This is a genomic window from Pseudomonas sp. Fl4BN1 (assembly GCF_009908285.1).
GTDB lineage: Bacteria > Pseudomonadota > Gammaproteobacteria > Pseudomonadales > Pseudomonadaceae > Aquipseudomonas.
The window spans coordinates 41,652-59,246 of sequence record NZ_JAAARM010000032.1 but is presented as its reverse complement, the minus strand read 5'-3'; the positions used below and the strand labels follow the sequence as shown (position 1 = coordinate 59,246).

Sequence of the window (17,595 nt, the reverse complement as noted above, 5' to 3'; positions counted from 1 at the left end):
TAAGGATTTCCTTGTGTTTGTTAGGAAGAATTCCTACATGAAAAGTCGATTTCTTGGTCGGATACGGGACGTTTCTCGGGTTTTAGGATTCATCTCATATCGGCCATCCCAACAGACTGTAATGATCCCTCCCGCTTCGGCCCAGACAGATACGGATAACGCTCTAGATCAGGCTCGCAGCATCGGTTCTTGAATGGTGCGATCGGCAATCCGCCACGAAGATTGGTAACGGAGGAGATTAGTGAAAAAACTATTTGTGGCGGCGGGTATGGCTTCCGGCCTTTTGATGGCGGCGGGGAGTGCTTGGGCTGATGGCGTCGACGTGAGGTTGGAGTTTACGGGGTTTATCAGCACCGAAACCTGCTCCGTCGAAAACACCGCAAGTGGTACCTACGTTCATAAGGTTGATCTGCCCCCTGTCGGCTCAAGCGTGCTGGCTGAAAAGGGCACTGTTGCGGGATTGACCCCCTTCAAGCTCAAGTTCACCGGTTGCTCCGGCAGTACGGTGGGAGTCTGGTTCAAGCCCGACTTGACCAAAGTGGATGCTCTGAGCGGTGCTTTGATCAACACCTACTCTGGCGTGGAAACCGCTTCAAACGTTCAGGTGCAATTGCTCAACAGCCAGCAGCAGGCTCTCAACCTGAATACCATCACTCCTGACGATATTCAGAAAGTGAATGTTGATAAGGGCAGTAAGGACGCGACGCTGAATTTCTACGCCCAGTACCTAGCCGGTGCTGATAACACCACCGGTGGTCCAGTTGCTGCAAGCGTTGTACTGGACATGGTTTTTGAGTGAGCAAGGACGTCCCGGGGCTTAGGTTTCGGGGCTCCACGTAACGAGTGATGAGAGCCATGCCCCGCCGTTTTTCGTTTCTGCTGTGTTTCTGCTGTTCCCTTGCGTTGCTGCCCCCGATGGCGCAAGCCAACGTGGTAGTGAGTGGAACGCGGATCATCTATCCGGCTCAGGAGCGTGAAGTCAGTCTTGGACTCAGCAATAAGGGTGGGCAACCCGCCTTGGTGCAAGTCTGGATCGACGAAGGCAATCCGGATTCCAAGCCTGATGATGTGGACGTGCCGTTTGTGGTCATGCCGCCAATGGCCCGTATCAACCAGGGAAAGGGGCAGACCCTGCGCATCGCCTACACCCCTCAATCGGGTGTCCCACAGGATCGCGAGTCGGTGTACTGGCTCAACCTGCTGGACGTTCCGCCATTGGCTTCCGGGCCGGTCAGCAACCACATGCAATTGGCGTTTCGTACTCGTTTGAAGTTGTTTTTCCGTCCCGCGCAACTGTCGGGAAGTGTCATGGACGCGGCGGAAAAACTCCGTTGGAGCTTGGTCAAGTCAGGTGCTGAGACCGTACTGAGGGTACGCAATGACTCGGCCTTTCACGTTTCCTTCAATTCGGTGGATGTGAAGCTCAAGAGTGGCCCAAGTCTGAGTGCGCAAAGCCGGATGCTGGCACCGAAATCCTCTGCTGACTTCACGCTAGGGCAAGCACCGTCTCCCCCTGGGGGGCAGGGCAGCGTGGTTTACGAGTGGATTAACGACTACGGAACTGCGGTTCGTCGCGAAACCTCGCTTGAGCCCTAGGAGGCATTCCGGGCGTTTTGTTCTCTTCTTCGCGCTACTACGGCAGCCGTGATTTCGTCAGCTCTGGCGCATGGTGCCTAACGTCTGGAAAGGTGTAGTGAGCACTTTGTCACCCCCACCGTTTTTATCGCTTAGCCGCCTCTTGCGTATGAGGTGCGGCCGTTTTGCTCTGCGTGCGGAAGTCATTTTCGGAGGTGCAACACTGTTGTCTGGACTGCTGAGTGCAGTCAGTGAGGCAGAGGAACTGATCCAGTTCAACCCTGCGTTCTTTGACAATAGTCGGGGACAGTCTGTGGACCTGTCGCAGTTTGAGCGCGGCAACCCCCTGACACCGGGCACTCACCGGCTTGACCTTTACCTGAACCAGAACTGGCTGGGACGTCAGGAGATCTTGTTCAGGACTTCCACTGACGGCTTGAAGGTACAGCCCTGCCTGCCGCCAGGCGTACTGGAACAGTTGGGGTTGGATTTTTCCAGGCTGCCCGTGGAGCAAGCGGCGCGCGCCTTCTCCTCTGAATGTCTGGGCCCTGATGATCTGCCAGCCCATAGCCGTTTCGATGTGGATATGTCGGCGCTGCGGGTTGATCTGTCCATTTCCCAGCTGTACTTGAGCCAGACCAAGCGTGGTTATGTATCACCCAAGGACTGGGACTCAGGGGTCGATGCCGCTTTTCTCGGTTACAGCAGCAATTTGAACGACAACCGTTCCAGTGGACAGACCAGTCGACAGTTCTATAGCAGCCTCAATGGAGGAATCAATCTGGGGGATTGGCGCCTGCGGCACAACGGTTCCTACACCTACAACGATTCGTCCGCCAGCGGCCGACGCAGCCATTACAGCGCGCTGAGCAGCTATGTACAGCGGGACATGACGGCACTCCAGGCGCAGTTGACCCTGGGGGAGTTCTACACCCCCGGCAACTTCTTCGACAGCATGCCCTACACCGGTGTGCAGTTGAGCAGTGATGAGCGAATGCTGCCCGATTCCATGCGCGGTTTTGCCCCTGTGGTGCGCGGCGTTGCAGATACTACGGCCAAGGTCAGTGTGCGTCAGGGTGAAAGCCTGCTCTACGAAACCACGGTGCCCCCTGGCCCATTTGCGATCGATGACCTGTACCACTCCGGTTATGCCGGTGACCTCAACGTCACCATCACCGAGGCCGATGGTCGGACCAAGAGCTTTATCGTGCCTTACGCGTCAGTGGCGCAGTTGCTGCGCCCCGACAGTTCGCGTTTCAGCCTCAGTGCCGGGCGCTATCGCGATCAGAGTCTCGACACGCCTCCGACCTTCCTTCAGGGCAGTTATCAGCGCGGTCTGTCCAACCTGTTGACAGGTTATGGCGGCGGGATTGTTGCGCAGGATTATCGAGCCTTGTTGGGAGGCGTCGCCTTGAGCACTGCGCTGGGGGCTGTGGCCGCTGACGTGACTCATTCCCAGGCATCGGGCTTGAACGATTCGCTGCCTGACAGTCAGGCGCAGATGAGCGGACAAAGCCTGCGGGTGACTTACAACAAGCTTATTGAAACCACTTCCACCAACTTCAGCGTGGCGGCCTACCGGTTTTCCAGCGAGGGCTATCTGAACTTCGGTGAGTTTGCCCGCCTGCGCAGCACCGAGACACCCAGCCACCTGTTCAAGCAACGCAGCCGGGTGCAATTGAACCTCAACCAACCCCTGGGTGAGCGTCTTGGCTACCTCGCTTTTTCCGGTATGGCACAGAACTACTGGAACCGCGATCAGGGCCGCGACATCACCTATCAAGTGGGCTATTCCAACGGTTTCAACTGGGGCAGTTTCAACCTCAGCGCCGTCGTACCCGCAGTGGCAGCGGGCGCATGGATAATCAATACCTGCTGAGCTTCAGCGTGCCCCTGGGGCGTACCCGGTACTCGCCTTACCTGAGTTCGTCGATCCGCTACGACGGTAATCGCAACTACGGCATCAACAACTCCCTGAGTGGCAGTGCCGGTGACCAGGGCGAGCTTGGCTACAGCCTGTATGGCTCCCGTGATAGCTACGGGGGGCAGAGCAGCAACAACTACGGCGGCAACCTGCGTTATGACGCAGCCCATGCCAGCTATAACCTCGGGGCCAGCCGCGGGGAAAACTATCGTCAGGCCAACCTCGGCATGCAGGGCACGTTGGTGGCGCATCCAGGCGGGCTGAACGCCACGGCGAACCAGGGTGAAACCATCGCGGTGCTCGAAGCGACGGGTGCCGAAGGCGCCCAGGTGCTCAGCAGTACCAATGCGCGAGTCGCCGATAACGGCTACGCGGTGGTCGCCGGACTGACGCCTTATCGTCGTAACGAAGTGGTCCAGGATCCAAAGGGCACTTCGAGAGATGTGGAACTGGAGATGACCTCGCAACAAGTGGCTCCTCGGGCGGGAGCCGTGGTCATGCTGCGTTATCCGACAGTAGTTGGACGGCCAATCCTACTCAAGCTGGTACGTGACGATAGCGAGAGTATCCCTTTGGGGTCACAAGTCCTCACTGCTACTGGCGAGACATTGACTCAGGTCGGGCAGAGTGGTCGGGCCTTTGTGCGGGGGCTAGAGGGGACGGGGCAGTTGTTGGTCCGATGGGGGCAAGAGAAGAGGCAGAGTTGTATCGCGCCCTACAGCATTGATGCTGGAATCTCCAGCACAGAGGACTACCACCAGCCGTTGAAGTTGGCTTGTCAGGTGTCTGTACAGAGGGAGGCGCTAAGGCAATAACCGTTTCGGCAGGGACGATAGCAGAGCCCTAGGTCATCGTGATGGTGAGCTTTTAGATAAGCATGATTAGTGGGTCAAACCCGGCGTTGTGTCATAGCGCCACCTATAAACCTGATAACCCTGTGCGCAATATGGGGCAGAGAGGCAGTTTATGACTCGGTTGGGACGAGCAGTGGTATTGCCTGCTGCGCTGTTGAGCGCTTGTTCCCTATGGCAAGGTACAGCTTGGGCGGCAATCTGCAGTGGAACAGCTCAGGAAACCCCTTACACGCTCTTGGAGCGCTCGATACCCCGTGATGCTCCTATAGGCACCACTATTTTCAAGGAAGAGATCAACAGGGGAAGCGTCATTGTCACGTGCGGATCCATCACGTCTTTCAATATGAGCATGGAGTTGATGGGCGCGGGCGCGGACACCGGTAACAATGTATTTTCAACCGGTATTCCTGGTGTCGGCGTTCGGGTGTTTTGGTTTAGCCCTCCGGAGGCCAAGTCCCCAGAAGGGACCTATATCGGCAGGAGAAGAATCGAGCCGCTAAGTCGTGGTTTCGAGTTCAACAAGAAGTTTGATGTTCCCCACCATTTCACCTTTGAGCTGATAAAAACCGGACCCATCACCTCCGGTAGTACGAAAAACCTGAAAATGGAGGTCTGGTACTCCGACTTCAGAAGCAACCTGATCAATCTCAGTAACTTTACCCTCACGCAAAAAAACATTGGCTGCCGTCCCGACAGGCCTGTAGACAACATCTTGTTGCCCACGGCCAGACAGCAGTCGTTCAACCAGATTGGCAGTGCTTCGGGTGCCAAGGCCTTCTTGATTGATCTCAAGTGCGACAAGGGGGTGAAGGTCGCTTATCTCATCGATAGTCCACACCGGCAGTCCGATATTTTGCTCAACGGCACAGGCGCCGATATGGCAACGGGTGTGGGCATTCAGTTGTTCAAAGGCGACACCAGCAGCAGCGTCCTGCAGCCGCTCGGGGTCCGTAGCAACCTCACTGCGGTGCCCTCCAATCAGGACGAAGAGCGGGTCGCCATTCCTCTGACCGCTCGCTACGTGCAAACGGATGCGTTGGTAACGGGGGGGTATGTCAAGGCCAATGCCATCGTTACTTTAATTTATGAATAGGCCGCTGGAGTTGTGCAATTGAAAGCGGCCTGTATTCACCCTAGTGGCTGTATCAAGCCATTTAGATTCTGCCAAGCAACAACAGCACCAAAAGCACCACCAAGACCACGCCAATAATCCCCGAAGGGCCATAACCCCAGCTTCTAGAGTGTGGGAAAACCGGCAGGCCGCCAATCAGCAGCAAAATCAGAATCACGATCAGAATGGTGCCCATGGTGGTTTCCTTATTTGAATAGAGTTGAACAACGCAGTTGTTCAAGGACAACTTGGCTTTATCGAGAAAGCCCAAGCGCTTAATAAATCCGACTCGGCGCCTAGCGTAAAAATTCCAAGTTTTTTTAAAGCGTTCCGCTTACGGGATTATTTCCTTTCGGTTGGGCAACGTTGCCCTTCGTTGGCGCGCCAATGCTCACCCAGGCAGCGGTTTGCCTCGGGCATTCAGCACTCTGATGGTACGTGGGTGGCGCAGGGCCCTTCGCTACACTGCGGCTCATCTTCCCCGGAACAACAAGGCAACTCTTATGCAAAATCGCATGATGATCACTGGCGCCGGCTCCGGCCTGGGTCGCGAAATCGCTTTGCGCTGGGCTCGCGAAGGCTGGCGGCTGGCCTTGTCCGATGTCAGCGAGGCGGGACTGCAGGAAACCTTGAAATTGGTGCGCGCGGCAGGTGGTGACGGTTTTGTGCAGCGTTGCGATGTGCGCGATTACAGCCAGTTGACGGCGTTTGCCCAGGCCTGCGAGGTCAAGTTCGGCGGCATCGATATCATCGTCAACAATGCGGGCGTGGCGTCGGGTGGGTTCTTCAGTGAATTGTCCCTGGAGGACTGGGACTGGCAGATCGCGATCAACCTGATGGGCGTGGTCAAGGGCTGCAAGGCTTTCCTGCCGTTGCTGGAGCAGAGCAAGGGCAAGATCATCAACATTGCCTCCATGGCCGCCTTGATGCAGGGCCCGGCCATGAGCAATTACAACGTGGCCAAGGCCGGAGTGGTGGCGCTTTCCGAGAGTCTGCTGATTGAGCTGGCGCAACAGGAAATCGGTGTGCATGTGGTTTGTCCGTCATTCTTCCAGACCAATCTGCTGGACTCCTTCCGTGGCCCGACCCCAGCGATGAAGGCCCAGGTGGGCAAGCTGCTGGAAAGCTCGCCGATTACCGCCGCCGAGATTGCCGACTACATCCATGCCCAGGTCGGTGCCGGCCAGTTCATGATCCTGCCCCACGAGCAAGGGCGTATGGCCTGGGCCCTGAAGCAGAAAAACCCACAGGCTCTGTACGATGAAATGACCTTGATGGCCGACAAGATGCGCGCCAAGGCCAAACCTGTCGCCGGTTAGACTTGCTCGCTAATCAAGGCGTGGTTAGGGTTGCCGCATCTGGCAATCCTGACGAGACCTTGCATGCTCAATTACCTGTGGTTCTTTCTCGCCGCGCTGTTTGAAATCGCCGGCTGTTTTGCTTTCTGGATGTGGTTGCGCCAGGGCAAGAGTGCCCTGTGGGTTGCTCCCGCGCTGATCAGCCTGACCCTGTTCGCCCTGTTGCTGACCAAAGTCGAAGCTACATATGCCGGGCGCGCCTATGCCGCCTACGGAGGCATCTACATCGTTGCGTCTATTGGCTGGCTGGCGGTGGTGGAGCGGGTACGGCCCCTGGGCTCGGATTGGCTGGGGCTGTTGCTGTGTGTGATCGGGGCCAGTGTGATTCTGTTTGGCCCGCGCTTTTCCAATGGTTGAGCATCCCGGCCCAGGCGCCTGAGCCGGGTGGCGGATCAGTCGAACAACTCCTTGGGCACGTCGTGCTTGAGCATCAGTTGGCACTGCTCGCTGTCCGGATCGAAAACGATCACCGCCTGCCCCTTGCTCAGGGCCTGACGGACCCTCAGGACCCGGGTTTCCAGCGGGGTTTCGTCACCGTTGTCGGTGCCCTCGCGGGTGACGAAGTCTTCGATCAGGCGGGTCAGTGTGTCGACTTCAAGTTGGTCGTGGGGAATCAGCATGGGGGCCTCCGGCAAACAATCCAGGATGCTACTGCGCCCGGGGCTGTGCCGCCAGCCACGACGTGCACAAACCCCGGGCCAAGGTTCAGGATTTATGCCCCAGCAGGCTGTCTACCGAGGGCACTCGGGTGTCGCTTTCCATCGGTGCATCGTGCAGTTGATGGCTGAAACGGTCCAGGGAAACCTGGGCTGGCTGCGCATCGCTGGCGAAAACCGCTGGGCTGAGGATCTAGGCGCCGAGCAAGCGACCGAGTGTCGCCAGGCTGTCGATGTGGGTGCGTTCGTAGCCGTGGGTGGCGTCGCAACCGAAGGCCAGCAGCCCACTGGGGCCAGGGTCAGGCGGCCGTTGTCCTTCACGGCACGCTCGTTGGCTTCGATGAACACATGTTCTGGCTGGTCCGCTGCGCCGTCAAAATGGTGGCTACCTGGACACTGACCTGTGCATGACTCGGGTCTTTTAAATCGACAGGTTATAAATCGGCGTGCGGTGCCGGCATCAGAGGCTTGGTTTGTCAGCTTCTCGGGCGACCATCGGCGGCATTCAAGGCTGAACGCCGCGGCTCTGGATCAAGCCTTGCCGCGAATCAGCCGGCGCAGGGCAAAGCGGTTCGGATGGCAGGCTTCGGCCACGCTCCTGGGCAGCGGCAGGGGTTCGTTTTCCAGCCAGGCGGCCAACAGCTCGCCGGACAAGGGGGCAGTGATCAGCCCGCGAGAGCCGTGGCCACTGTTGATGTACAGCCCATCGAGCCAGGGGCAGGGCTGGTCCGGTACCTGGCGCGCATCTTTACCCAAGGCGGCGTAGGTCTCGGCGAACGCTGCCTGATCGGCCAGGGGGCCGACGATGGGCAGGTAGTCCGGGCTGGTACAGCGAAAGGCCGCACGACCTTGCAGCTGTTCCAGGGGCAGGTGCTCGGCGTTCAGCCGCTGGAGCAGGTCGTTGGAGATTTCCCGCAGCATCTCCAGGTTGCCGGCGTGTTCAGCTGCGGTGGGGGTCAGGTCTTCGCTCTTGAAGTCGAAACTGGCACCCAGGGTGTGTTCTCCCAGTCGCGGCGGGGCGACATAACCTTCGGCGCAGACCACTGTCGCCAGGCTCTGGCTTTGCTCTGTCTGTGGCAGGCGAGTGATCTGCCCGCGAATGCGTTTGAGGGGCAGCTCGGCACTGGCCGGGAAGCGCTTGATCTCGGCGGCACCGGCGAGGATCACCACTGCCGCACAGGCCAGCATCTGCTCGCCATCCCAGGCTTGCCACTGTTGCTCGACTCGGCGCAACTCCAGCGCGTTCCGGTGCGTCAGGACCCGGATCTGTGGATGGCTGGCCTGCCATTGGCACAGGGCTGGCGGATGCACCCAGCCACCTTCGGGATAGAACAGGCCGCCGTGCTCCAGGCCGATGCCCGCCCGGGCCTGGGCCGCGGGTTGATCCAGCACATGCAACAAGTCGGCAGGGAAGGCCTCGGCCAACTGCGCCTGGCGTTCGGCCTCCTTGGTATTGAACGCCAGTTGCAGCACGCCGCAACCGTCCCAATCCACACCGCGCTGCAGATGCTCCAACTGGCGGCGGGTGTAGCCAAAGCCGCTGAGGATCATCTGCGACAGCGCGGTGCCGTGGGCCGAGAGCTTGAGGTAGAGCACGCCCTGAGGATTGCCCGAGGCTTCCTCGGCCAGTTGCGAGTGACGTTCCAGCAATTGCACCTGCCAACCGCGAGCCGCCAGGCTTGCAGCGCTGGCGCAACCGGCCAGCCCACCGCCGATCACCAGGGCAGTTTTTGCCTGCAGCGCCGGGCGGGCAAACCAGGGCTTGATCCTGGCCGGGGTCGGGGCCTCTTCGGGCCAGCCGAGGAATTCGCCTCGCAGCACTTCCCACTTATGACCGATACCCGGGGTGCGCTTCATCTTGAAGCCCGCCGCGTTCAACAGGCGGCGCACCCAGCCGGTGCTGGTGAAGGTGCTGATGGTGGAACCCGGCGCGGCCAGGCGCGCCAGCTCGGCGAACAGTTCAGGGGTCCACATGTCAGGGTTTTTCGCTGGGGCAAAGCCGTCGAGAAACCAGGCATCGATCTGCGCATCCAGTTGCGGCAACTGCTCCAGTGCGTCGCCGATCAGCAACGTCAGGGTGACCCGGCCGCCTTCCAGGGTGATGCGCTGAAAACCGCCGTGTACGGCCACGTAGTGTTTGAGCAAGTCTTGCACCAGCGCCGTCAGTTCCGGCCACAGCGCCAGGGCACGCTGTAGGTCGGCGTGGCTCAAGGGGTACTTTTCGACACTGACGAAATGCAGGCGTGCATCGGCGGGCGCCTGTTGCTGGAACAACTGCCAGGCACAGAGAAAGTTCAGCCCGGTGCCGAAGCCGGTTTCACCGATGACAAAGCGCCCGCCCGCTGGCAGCGCAGCAAAACGCTCCCGCAGGCGGTTCTGTTCGATGAACACATGGCGGGTTTCATCCAGGCCCGACTCACTGGAAAAATACACGTCATCGAAGACCCGCGAACGCGGGCGTCCTTGGTCGTCCCAGTCGAGCTGGGCGTGGGGCAGTTCAGGTGTCATGTTCGGCTCGTCAACCACAAGGCGGCCATTCTAGCCGATCGCCATGCTGATGCTTGATCCATAGCAAGCCGACATCGGTTGGGGATTTGTTTTCCTAGGTGGAGGTCGATCCGCTAGTCTTGGGAAATTCTTGGAAGGAAGCCACCCATGTTCGAATCCGCTGAAATCGGTCACGCCATCGACAAAGAAACCTACGACGCCGAAGTGCCAGCCTTGCGCGAGGCGCTGCTCGAAGCGCAGTTCGAGCTGCGTCAGAAAGCGACGTTTCCAGTGATTGTGCTGATCAACGGTATCGAGGGCGCGGGCAAGGGCGAGACAGTCAAACTGCTCAACGAGTGGATGGACCCGCGACTGATCGAAGTGCGCACCTTTGACCAGCAGACCGATGAGGAGCTGTCGCGACCACCGGCCTGGCGCTACTGGCGGATGCTTCCGGCCAAAGGCCGCATGGGGGTGTTTTTCGGCAACTGGTACAGCCAGATGCTCCAGAGCCGGGTGCATGGCGAGATCAAGGACCCGCGGCTGGATCAGGCGATCAATGGTGCCGAGCGCCTGGAAAAGATGCTCTGTGATGAAGGAGCACTGATCTTCAAGTTCTGGTTTCACCTGTCCAAGAAACAGATGAAGGCCCGTCTCAAGGCCCTGCAAGATGACCCGCTGCACAGTTGGCGCATCAGCCCGCTGGACTGGCAGCAGTCGGAAACCTACGACAAGTTCGTCAAGTACGGCGAGCGCGTGCTGCGCCGCACCAGCCGCGACTACGCCCCCTGGCATGTGATCGAGGGGGTTGACCCGTATTATCGTAGCCTCACCGTGGGACGGATTTTGCTGGAGGGGCTGCAAAATGCCCTGAACCGCCAACCGTTGAGGCCCGCCCAGGTCAATGCAGCGCCGCTGACGGCGGCAGTCGACCAGCGCAGCCTGCTGGACAGCCTGGACATGACCCAGCACCTGGACAAGGACGACTACGAGGAACAACTGATCACCGAGCAGGCGCGCCTGGCTGGCTTGCTGCGGGACAAGCGCATGCGCAAGCACGCCTTGGTGGCGGTCTTCGAAGGCAATGACGCGGCCGGCAAGGGCGGCGCCATCCGCCGGGTCGCCGCGGCGCTGGACCCGCGTCAGTACAGCATCGTGCCGATCGCCGCGCCCACTGAAGAAGAGCGTGCGCAACCTTATCTCTGGCGCTTCTGGCGGCATATTCCGGCGCGGGGCAAGTTCACCATCTTCGACCGGTCCTGGTATGGCCGGGTGTTGGTGGAGCGGATCGAGGGGTTTTGCCAGCCAGCTGACTGGCTGCGGGCCTATAGCGAGATCAACGACTTCGAAGAGCAATTGGCCGACGCCCGGGTGATCGTGCTGAAGTTCTGGTTGGCCATCGACAAGGATACGCAGTTGGAGCGCTTCCAGGCCCGGGAGGCCATTCCCTTCAAGCGCTTCAAGATCACCGAGGACGATTGGCGCAACCGCGACAAGTGGGACGACTACCGGGCTGCCGTCGGTGACATGGTGGATCGCACCAGCACCGAAGTCTCGCCCTGGACCCTGGTCGAGGCCAATGACAAGCGCTGGGCCCGGGTCAAGGTCCTGCGCACCATCAACCGGGCCTTGGAGGCGGCGTTCGAACGTTCCGACAAGCACGATAAAAAAGATAAGAAGTAGGCCGATGGTCACGCATATGCCGAGTGAATGATTGTCGCGGTCGGCAAGCAAGGGCATTTATGCTCGATGCTCCTTCCAGCCGACAACAACAATGAGGTGCGTCATGCGTGAAGTGGTGATCGTCGACAGCGTACGGACTGGCCTGGCCAAGTCCTTTCGGGGCAAGTTCAATCAGACCCGCCCGGATGACATGGCCGCTCACTGCGTCAATGCGCTGCTGAGCCGCAATGGCATTGACCCGGCCAGTGTCGAGGACTGCATCGTCGGCGCCGGGTCCAATGAGGGCGCCCAGGGTTTCAATATCGGTCGCAACGTAGCGGTGCTCTCGGCACTGGGCACCGGCACCGCGGGCATGACTCTCAACCGCTTCTGTTCCTCGGGCCTGCAGGCGATCGCCATTGCCGCCAACCAGATTGCTTCTGGCTGCAGCGACATCATCGTCGCCGGTGGGGTCGAGTCCATCAGCCTGACCATGAAGAGCGTCAATACCGACAACCTGATCAACCCGCTGCTCAAGGAGCAGGTGCCGGGCATCTACTTCCCCATGGGGCAGACCGCCGAGGTCGTCGCTCGGCGTTATGGGGTCAGCCGCGAGGCTCAGGACCGGTATTCCCTGCAAAGCCAGCAGCGTACTGCCCAAGCCCAGGCTGCCGGCCTGTTCAATGACGAGATCGTGCCGATGACGGTCAAGTACAAGGTCGAGGACAAGCAGAGCGGCCAGGTGCAGATACTGGATGGCGTGGTGGATCGTGATGACTGCAACCGCCCCGATACCACCCTGGATAACCTCGCAGCCCTGAAGCCGGTGTTTGCCGACGACGGTTCGGTTACGGCGGGCAACTCCTCGCAGCTGTCCGACGGCGCTTCGATGACCCTGGTGATGAGCCTGGAGCGGGCGCTGGCCCTGGGGCTTAAGCCCAAGGCGTTTTTTCGCGGTTTTACCGTGGCCGGTTGCGAGCCGGACGAGATGGGCATCGGCCCGGTGTTCTCGGTGCCCAAGTTGCTCCAGGCCAAGGGCCTGAGGGTGGATGACATCGACCTCTGGGAACTCAACGAAGCCTTTGCTTCCCAGTGCTTGTACGCCCGTGACCGGCTCGAGATCGATAACGCCAAGTACAACGTCAATGGTGGCTCGATCTCCATTGGTCACCCGTTTGGCATGACCGGATCACGCCAGGTAGGGCATCTGGTGCGTGAGTTACAGCGGCGCAATCTGCGTTACGGCATTGTCACCATGTGTGTGGGCGGAGGCATGGGCGCGACAGGATTGTTTGAGGCGGTGCGCTAGGTTCGTGGAACTGTGCGGCTGAGCCGGCCCCGGACGGGGCCGGTTTGCGTTTTGCGACCTGCACAATCCTGATTGCGCTTCGTCGCCAACTGTCTCTGTGTTGGCCTCAGGCCGGGGCCTAGAATGTGAGTCTCGCTGGTAGGGCTTTGTGGGGTTCGCATGCACGTTTCATCCGGTCGCTGGGTTTATGGCCTGTTCCTCGCCTTACTGACTGCACTGTTGTGGGGCATCCTGCCGATCAAGCTCAAGCAAGTGCTGCTGGTGATGGACCCGGTCACCGTGACTTGGTTTCGCTTGCTGGTGTCCGGCGGTTGCCTGCTGCTCTACCTCACGGCGGTGGGGCGCCTACCGCGCTGGCGCTTGCTTGGTCCACAGGGCGCCTGGCTGGTGCCGATCGCGGTCTGTGGCTTGGTGGGCAACTACGTGTTGTACCTGATGGGCCTGAACCTGCTGAGTCCGGGTACTGCGCAACTGGTGGTGCAGATGGGCCCGATCCTGCTGCTGATCGCCAGTGTGTTTGTATTCAAGGAGCGATTCAGCCTGGGGCAGGGCCTGGGACTGTTGGTGTTGCTGGTCGGTTTCGGGTTGTTCTTCAATCAGCGCCTGACCGAATTACTGACTTCACTCAGTGATTACACCGCCGGGGTGTTGACCATCCTGGCCGCCTCTGCGGTCTGGACCTTTTATGCTCTGGGGCAGAAACAACTGCTGAGTGTATGGAACTCGCTGCAGGTGATGATGGTGATCTACCTGTTCTGTGCACTGCTGCTCACCCCGTGGGTCCATCCACTGGAAGCCTTGGAGCTGAGTCCCTTGCAGGGCTGGCTGTTGCTGGCTTGCTGCCTGAATACCTTGATCGCCTATGGCGCCTTTGCCGAGGCCCTGGCCCATTGGGAGGCGTCACGAGTCAGTGCGACCCTGGCAATAACCCCCCTGGTGACTTTTGCCGCAGTGGCCTGGGCTGCCTGGCTCTGGCCGGAGTATGTACAAGCTGAAGAGATCAATGGGTTGGGTTATGGCGGGGCGCTGCTGGTGGTACTGGGTTCGGCGCTGACGGCGCTGGGGCCGTCGTTGATGGCCGGCCTCAGGGCTCGACGTCAGCGTATTAGCGTGGGCTGAGCTTCGCTGGCAAGCCAGCGCCTGCAGGCCGGTGGAGCTTTGCCAGGCGCTGGATCATCAGTAGATGAGTTGCCGTCTTAGCTCTGTTTTCCTGCCTCCAGCATGTTTTCCGGTCGGACCCAGGCATCGAACTGTTCATCGGTCAGGTAGCCCAGCTCCAGCGCCGCTTCCCGCAGGGTCAGGTTCTCGGCATAGGCTTTCTTGGCAATCTCGGCGGCTTTGTCATAGCCAATATGGGTGTTGAGTGCCGTTACCAGCATCAGTCCCCGCTCCAGGTGCTCGGCCATTTGCACAGGATCGGGCTCCAGTCCGGCGATGCAATGCTCCTGGAAGTTGCGGCAACCATCGGCCAGCAGGCGGATCGACTGCAGCAGGTTGTGAATGATCACCGGCTTGAACACATTCAACTGCAGATGGCCCTGGCTGGCGGCAAAACCAATTGCCACGTCGTTGCCCATGACCTGGCAAGCCAGCATCGACAAGGCTTCGCACTGGGTCGGGTTGACCTTGCCGGGCATGATTGAGCTGCCTGGCTCGTTGGCCGGCAGCTTGACTTCCGCCAGGCCGGCTCGCGGCCCCGAACCCAGCAGGCGCAGGTCGTTGGCGATTTTCATCAGGCCCACGGCGAGGGTTTTCAGTGCGCCGGAGAGCGTGGTCAGTGGCTCGTGACCGGCGAGGGCGGCGAATTTGTTGGGCGCGGTGACGAAGGGCAAGCCTGAGAGCGCTGCCAGTTCGGCGGCAACGGCTTCACCGAAGCCGTGTGGCGAATTGAGCCCGGTGCCCACGGCGGTACCGCCTTGTGCCAGCTCGCAGACTGCGGGCAAGGCGCTGCGGATGGCCCGCTCGGCGTAGCCCAACTGGGCGATGAAGGCGGAGACTTCCTGGCCAAAGGTGATGGGCGTGGCATCCATCATGTGGGTACGTCCGGTCTTCACCAGCTTCATGTGCCGGGCCGCCAATTCGGACAGGCCGCCGGACAGCTCGATGATCGCCGGCAACAGCTGGAACTGCACCGCCTGGGCTGCGGCGATGTGCATGGCGGTCGGGAAGCAGTCGTTGGAGCTTTGCGAGCGGTTGACGTGATCGTTGGGGTGCACCGGCGCCTTGCCGCCCCGGGGGTTGCCCGCCAACTCATTGGCGCGCCCGGCGAGTACTTCATTGACGTTCATGTTGCTCTGGGTGCCGCTGCCGGTCTGCCACACCACCAGGGGGAACTGGTCGTCATGCTGGCCTGCCAGTACTTCGTCGGCGGCCTGCTCGATCAGGCGGGCGATGTCGGCGGGTACGTCGCCATTGCGGTCGTTGACCCGGGCGGCGGCTTTCTTGATCAGCGCCAGGGCATGTAGCACCGACAGTGGCATGCGTTCATTGCCGATGGCGAAATTGACCAGAGAACGTTGGGTTTGTGCACCCCAGTAGGCCTCTTCAGGGACTTCAACCTGGCCCAGGCTGTCAGTTTCGATTCGATTCATCGTGGCAATCCTCCAAGTCTGACTGGCCAGTTTAGGCCGTGATCCGTGGCTCGGGTTCCCTGAAAGGTGTTTTTCCGTCCTGTACTTGAGCAAAACCCAAGGGTGTCCGGGTGTGGGGTTGAGGGACGCGGATTAATAGGCGCAGAATGGTCGCCCTTGGGGTTTTACCTCGCCTGCTAGAAAAGGAAACTCGATGACCCGTTTTCGTGCCATCTGTACCGCGGTTGTTCTGGTCTGTGCCAGCGGCCAAGTTCTTGCCGATACCGCCAGCCACAACGCCAGTGCCGAGTCCTTCCTGACCCTGGCCCATGCGGACAAGCTCGGTACTCCGGTGTACATGCAAGTTCAGCAAATGTTCGCCCAGCGTTTCGAGCAGACCAAAGCCCCGGAATCCAAGCGTGCCCTGCTGGAAACCTACCAGGCCAAGGCCAACGCCGCCCTGGACCAGGCCATTGGCTGGAACAAGTTGAAGCCGGACATGGTCAAGCTCTACACCAGCAACTTCAGCGAATCCGAGCTCAAGGACCTGGTGGCGTTCTATCAGTCGCCACTGGGCAAGAAAGTCCTGGAAAAAATGCCTCAGCTAACCCAGCAATCGGCGCAGATGACCCAGGCCAAGCTGGAAAGCGCAGTACCGGTGGTGAACAAACTGCTGGCTGACATGACGGCCGAACTCGAGCCAAAAGCAGCACCTGCGAAGAAGAAGTAAGCGGAGCCCGCAATGACCATGCAACAACGTATCGAATCGGCGCTGGGTGCATTGCAGCCCGAGCACCTGCAAGTGCTGGATGAAAGCCACATGCACAGCCGTGGCCAGGAAACCCACTATAAAGCGGTGCTGGTCAGCGAGCAGTTTGCCGGCCTCAACAGCGTCAAGCGCCACCAGAAGGTCTACGCCACTCTGGGTGAGCTGATGGGCCAGTTCCATGCGTTGGCGTTGCACACTTACACGCCTGAGGAGTGGTCGAAGATCGGTGTAGCCCCGGCCTCGCCGACCTGCGCTGGTGGCAGTAAGCATTAACCGCGGTTTTTTTGTTAGAATCCGCAACGCGCCGCTCAAGCCGGCGCGTTTTTTTTGCATCCGGTTCACCCTTTGCGAGGGTAGCCACCTGGAGATTACCCATGACACAACCGATTGTCGTGGCGGCACTGTATAAGTTCGTCACCCTCGAAGATTACGTAAACCTGCGCGAACCGCTGTTGCAGGCGATGCTCGACAACGGCATCAAAGGTACCTTGCTGATCGCCGAAGAAGGCATCAACGGCACGGTATCCGGCAGCCGAGAAGGCATCGATGGGCTGCTGGCCTGGCTGAAGAACGACCCGCGCATGCTCGACATCGATCACAAAGAGTCGTACTGCGACGATCAGCCGTTCTACCGCACCAAGGTCAAGCTGAAGAAAGAGATCGTCACTCTGGGCGTACCTGGTGTCGACCCCAACAAGAAGGTCGGGACCTATGTCGAGCCGCAGGACTGGAATGCCCTGATCAACGACCCGGAAGTGCTGTTGATCGATACCCGTAACGACTACGAGGTGTCCATCGGTACCTTCGAAGGTGCGATCGACCCGAAAACCACCAGTTTTCGCGAGTTCCCGGACTACATCAAAGCCCACTTCGACCCGAGCAAGCACAAGAAAGTGGCCATGTTCTGCACCGGCGGTATCCGTTGCGAAAAAGCCTCGAGCTACATGCTCGGCGAGGGGTTCGAAGAGGTCTTCCATCTCAAGGGCGGCATTCTCAAGTACCTTGAGGAAGTGCCGCAGCAAGAGAGCAAATGGCAGGGCGACTGTTTTGTTTTCGATAACCGGGTCACCGTGCGCCACGACCTGAGCGAAGGCGACTACGATCAATGTCATGCCTGCCGTACTCCGGTGAGCGTCGAAGAGCGCGCGTCCGAGCACTATGTGCCGGGTATCAGTTGCCCCCACTGCTGGGACACGCTGAGCGAAAAGACTCGCCGCAGTGCCGTCGACCGGCAGAAACAGATCGAATTGGCCAAGGCTCGCAACATGCCGCACCCGATTGGTTTCAACTACAAGCAATCATCCACCGAGGCCTGAGCCA

General features: G+C 59.8%; 17 protein-coding genes and 1 pseudogene. 13 read left to right on the top strand and 5 right to left on the bottom strand.

Features of this window, described 5'->3' with window-relative positions:
• Positions 1-241: 241 nt before the first annotated feature.
• The 5 genes from GV818_RS26900 (at position 242) to GV818_RS26880 (ending at position 5,446) form a co-directional block, all read left to right on the top strand.
• Positions 242-799: a fimbrial protein gene (locus GV818_RS26900; RefSeq protein ID WP_161757096.1), complete on the top strand. Its 558-nt coding sequence runs from the start codon at positions 242-244 to the stop codon at positions 797-799.
• A 56-nt stretch (positions 800-855) separates the two neighbouring features.
• Complete coding sequence (locus GV818_RS26895; protein ID WP_161777975.1) at positions 856-1,596, top strand: fimbrial biogenesis chaperone; 741 nt, start codon at positions 856-858, stop codon at positions 1,594-1,596.
• A gap of 205 nt (positions 1,597-1,801) precedes the next feature.
• The gene (locus tag GV818_RS26890; protein ID WP_161777974.1) at positions 1,802-3,454 is read left to right on the top strand and encodes a fimbria/pilus outer membrane usher protein; all 1,653 of its coding nucleotides are present in this window, start codon (positions 1,802-1,804) and stop codon (positions 3,452-3,454) included.
• Positions 3,433-4,314, top strand: coding sequence for a fimbria/pilus outer membrane usher protein (locus tag GV818_RS26885; protein WP_161777973.1), 882 nt, complete (start codon positions 3,433-3,435; stop codon positions 4,312-4,314). Before GV818_RS26890 ends, GV818_RS26885 begins: the two co-directional genes overlap by 22 nt.
• A 151-nt stretch (positions 4,315-4,465) precedes the next feature.
• Positions 4,466-5,446, top strand: coding sequence for a fimbrial protein (locus GV818_RS26880; RefSeq protein ID WP_161757093.1), 981 nt, complete (start codon positions 4,466-4,468; stop codon positions 5,444-5,446).
• A 61-nt stretch (positions 5,447-5,507) separates the two neighbouring features.
• Here the strand turns inward: GV818_RS26880 and GV818_RS26875 are convergent, their stop codons facing one another.
• Complete coding sequence (locus GV818_RS26875; RefSeq protein WP_007945780.1) at positions 5,508-5,660, bottom strand: DUF3309 family protein; 153 nt, start codon at positions 5,658-5,660, stop codon at positions 5,508-5,510.
• A 307-nt stretch (positions 5,661-5,967) separates the two neighbouring features.
• Here GV818_RS26875 and GV818_RS26870 point away from each other — a divergent pair, with 307 nt between their 5' ends.
• Both GV818_RS26870 and GV818_RS26865 read left to right on the top strand, forming a co-directional pair.
• Positions 5,968-6,783, top strand: coding sequence for an SDR family oxidoreductase (locus GV818_RS26870; protein WP_161777972.1), 816 nt, complete (start codon positions 5,968-5,970; stop codon positions 6,781-6,783).
• Positions 6,784-6,846: 63 nt separating this feature from the next.
• Positions 6,847-7,179 (top strand): YnfA family protein, encoded by a 333-nt coding sequence (locus GV818_RS26865; RefSeq protein WP_161757091.1) that lies wholly within the window; start codon positions 6,847-6,849, stop codon positions 7,177-7,179.
• A 35-nt stretch (positions 7,180-7,214) separates the two neighbouring features.
• On the opposite strand, the gene GV818_RS26860 is transcribed toward GV818_RS26865, so the two are convergent.
• The 3 genes and pseudogenes from GV818_RS26860 to mnmC form a co-directional block, all read right to left on the bottom strand.
• Positions 7,215-7,442 (bottom strand): YheU family protein, encoded by a 228-nt coding sequence (locus GV818_RS26860; protein ID WP_025127101.1) that lies wholly within the window; start codon positions 7,440-7,442, stop codon positions 7,215-7,217.
• Between the two features lie 85 nt (positions 7,443-7,527).
• Positions 7,528-7,767: pseudogene (locus GV818_RS26855) on the bottom strand (osmoprotectant NAGGN system M42 family peptidase); the annotation flags it as partial.
• Between the two features lie 242 nt (positions 7,768-8,009).
• On the bottom strand, positions 8,010-9,986 hold the full coding sequence (gene mnmC / locus GV818_RS26850) for a bifunctional tRNA (5-methylaminomethyl-2-thiouridine)(34)-methyltransferase MnmD/FAD-dependent 5-carboxymethylaminomethyl-2-thiouridine(34) oxidoreductase MnmC (RefSeq protein ID WP_161777971.1): 1,977 nt from the start codon (positions 9,984-9,986) through the stop codon (positions 8,010-8,012).
• Between the two features lie 147 nt (positions 9,987-10,133).
• Between mnmC and pap the strand changes: the two genes are divergently transcribed.
• The 3 genes from pap to GV818_RS26835 all read left to right on the top strand — a co-directional run bounded on the left by pap (position 10,134) and on the right by GV818_RS26835 (position 14,055).
• A complete protein-coding gene (gene pap / locus GV818_RS26845; protein ID WP_161757089.1) occupies positions 10,134-11,648 on the top strand; it encodes a polyphosphate:AMP phosphotransferase in 1,515 nt (504 codons plus the stop codon).
• Between the two features lie 103 nt (positions 11,649-11,751).
• A complete protein-coding gene (locus tag GV818_RS26840; protein ID WP_161757088.1) occupies positions 11,752-12,936 on the top strand; it encodes a thiolase family protein in 1,185 nt (394 codons plus the stop codon).
• A 159-nt stretch (positions 12,937-13,095) separates the two neighbouring features.
• The gene (locus GV818_RS26835) at positions 13,096-14,055 is read left to right on the top strand and encodes a DMT family transporter (protein WP_161757087.1); all 960 of its coding nucleotides are present in this window, start codon (positions 13,096-13,098) and stop codon (positions 14,053-14,055) included.
• Positions 14,056-14,132: 77 nt separating this feature from the next.
• On the opposite strand, the gene GV818_RS26830 is transcribed toward GV818_RS26835, so the two are convergent.
• Positions 14,133-15,527, bottom strand: a complete 1,395-nt coding sequence (locus tag GV818_RS26830; RefSeq protein ID WP_161777970.1) for a class II fumarate hydratase — start codon at positions 15,525-15,527, stop codon at positions 14,133-14,135.
• Positions 15,528-15,720: 193 nt separating this feature from the next.
• On the opposite strand from GV818_RS26830, the gene GV818_RS26825 reads away from it, so the two are divergent.
• From GV818_RS26825 to GV818_RS26815, 3 genes are all read left to right on the top strand, one after another.
• Positions 15,721-16,236, top strand: coding sequence for a DUF2059 domain-containing protein (locus tag GV818_RS26825; protein ID WP_161757085.1), 516 nt, complete (start codon positions 15,721-15,723; stop codon positions 16,234-16,236).
• Positions 16,237-16,248: 12 nt separating this feature from the next.
• Entirely contained in the window at positions 16,249-16,548 is a 300-nt protein-coding gene (locus tag GV818_RS26820) for a BolA family protein (RefSeq protein ID WP_161757084.1), read from the top strand.
• A 101-nt stretch (positions 16,549-16,649) separates the two neighbouring features.
• A complete protein-coding gene (locus GV818_RS26815) occupies positions 16,650-17,591 on the top strand; it encodes a rhodanese-related sulfurtransferase (RefSeq protein WP_161777969.1) in 942 nt (313 codons plus the stop codon).
• Positions 17,592-17,595: the final 4 nt, after the last annotated feature.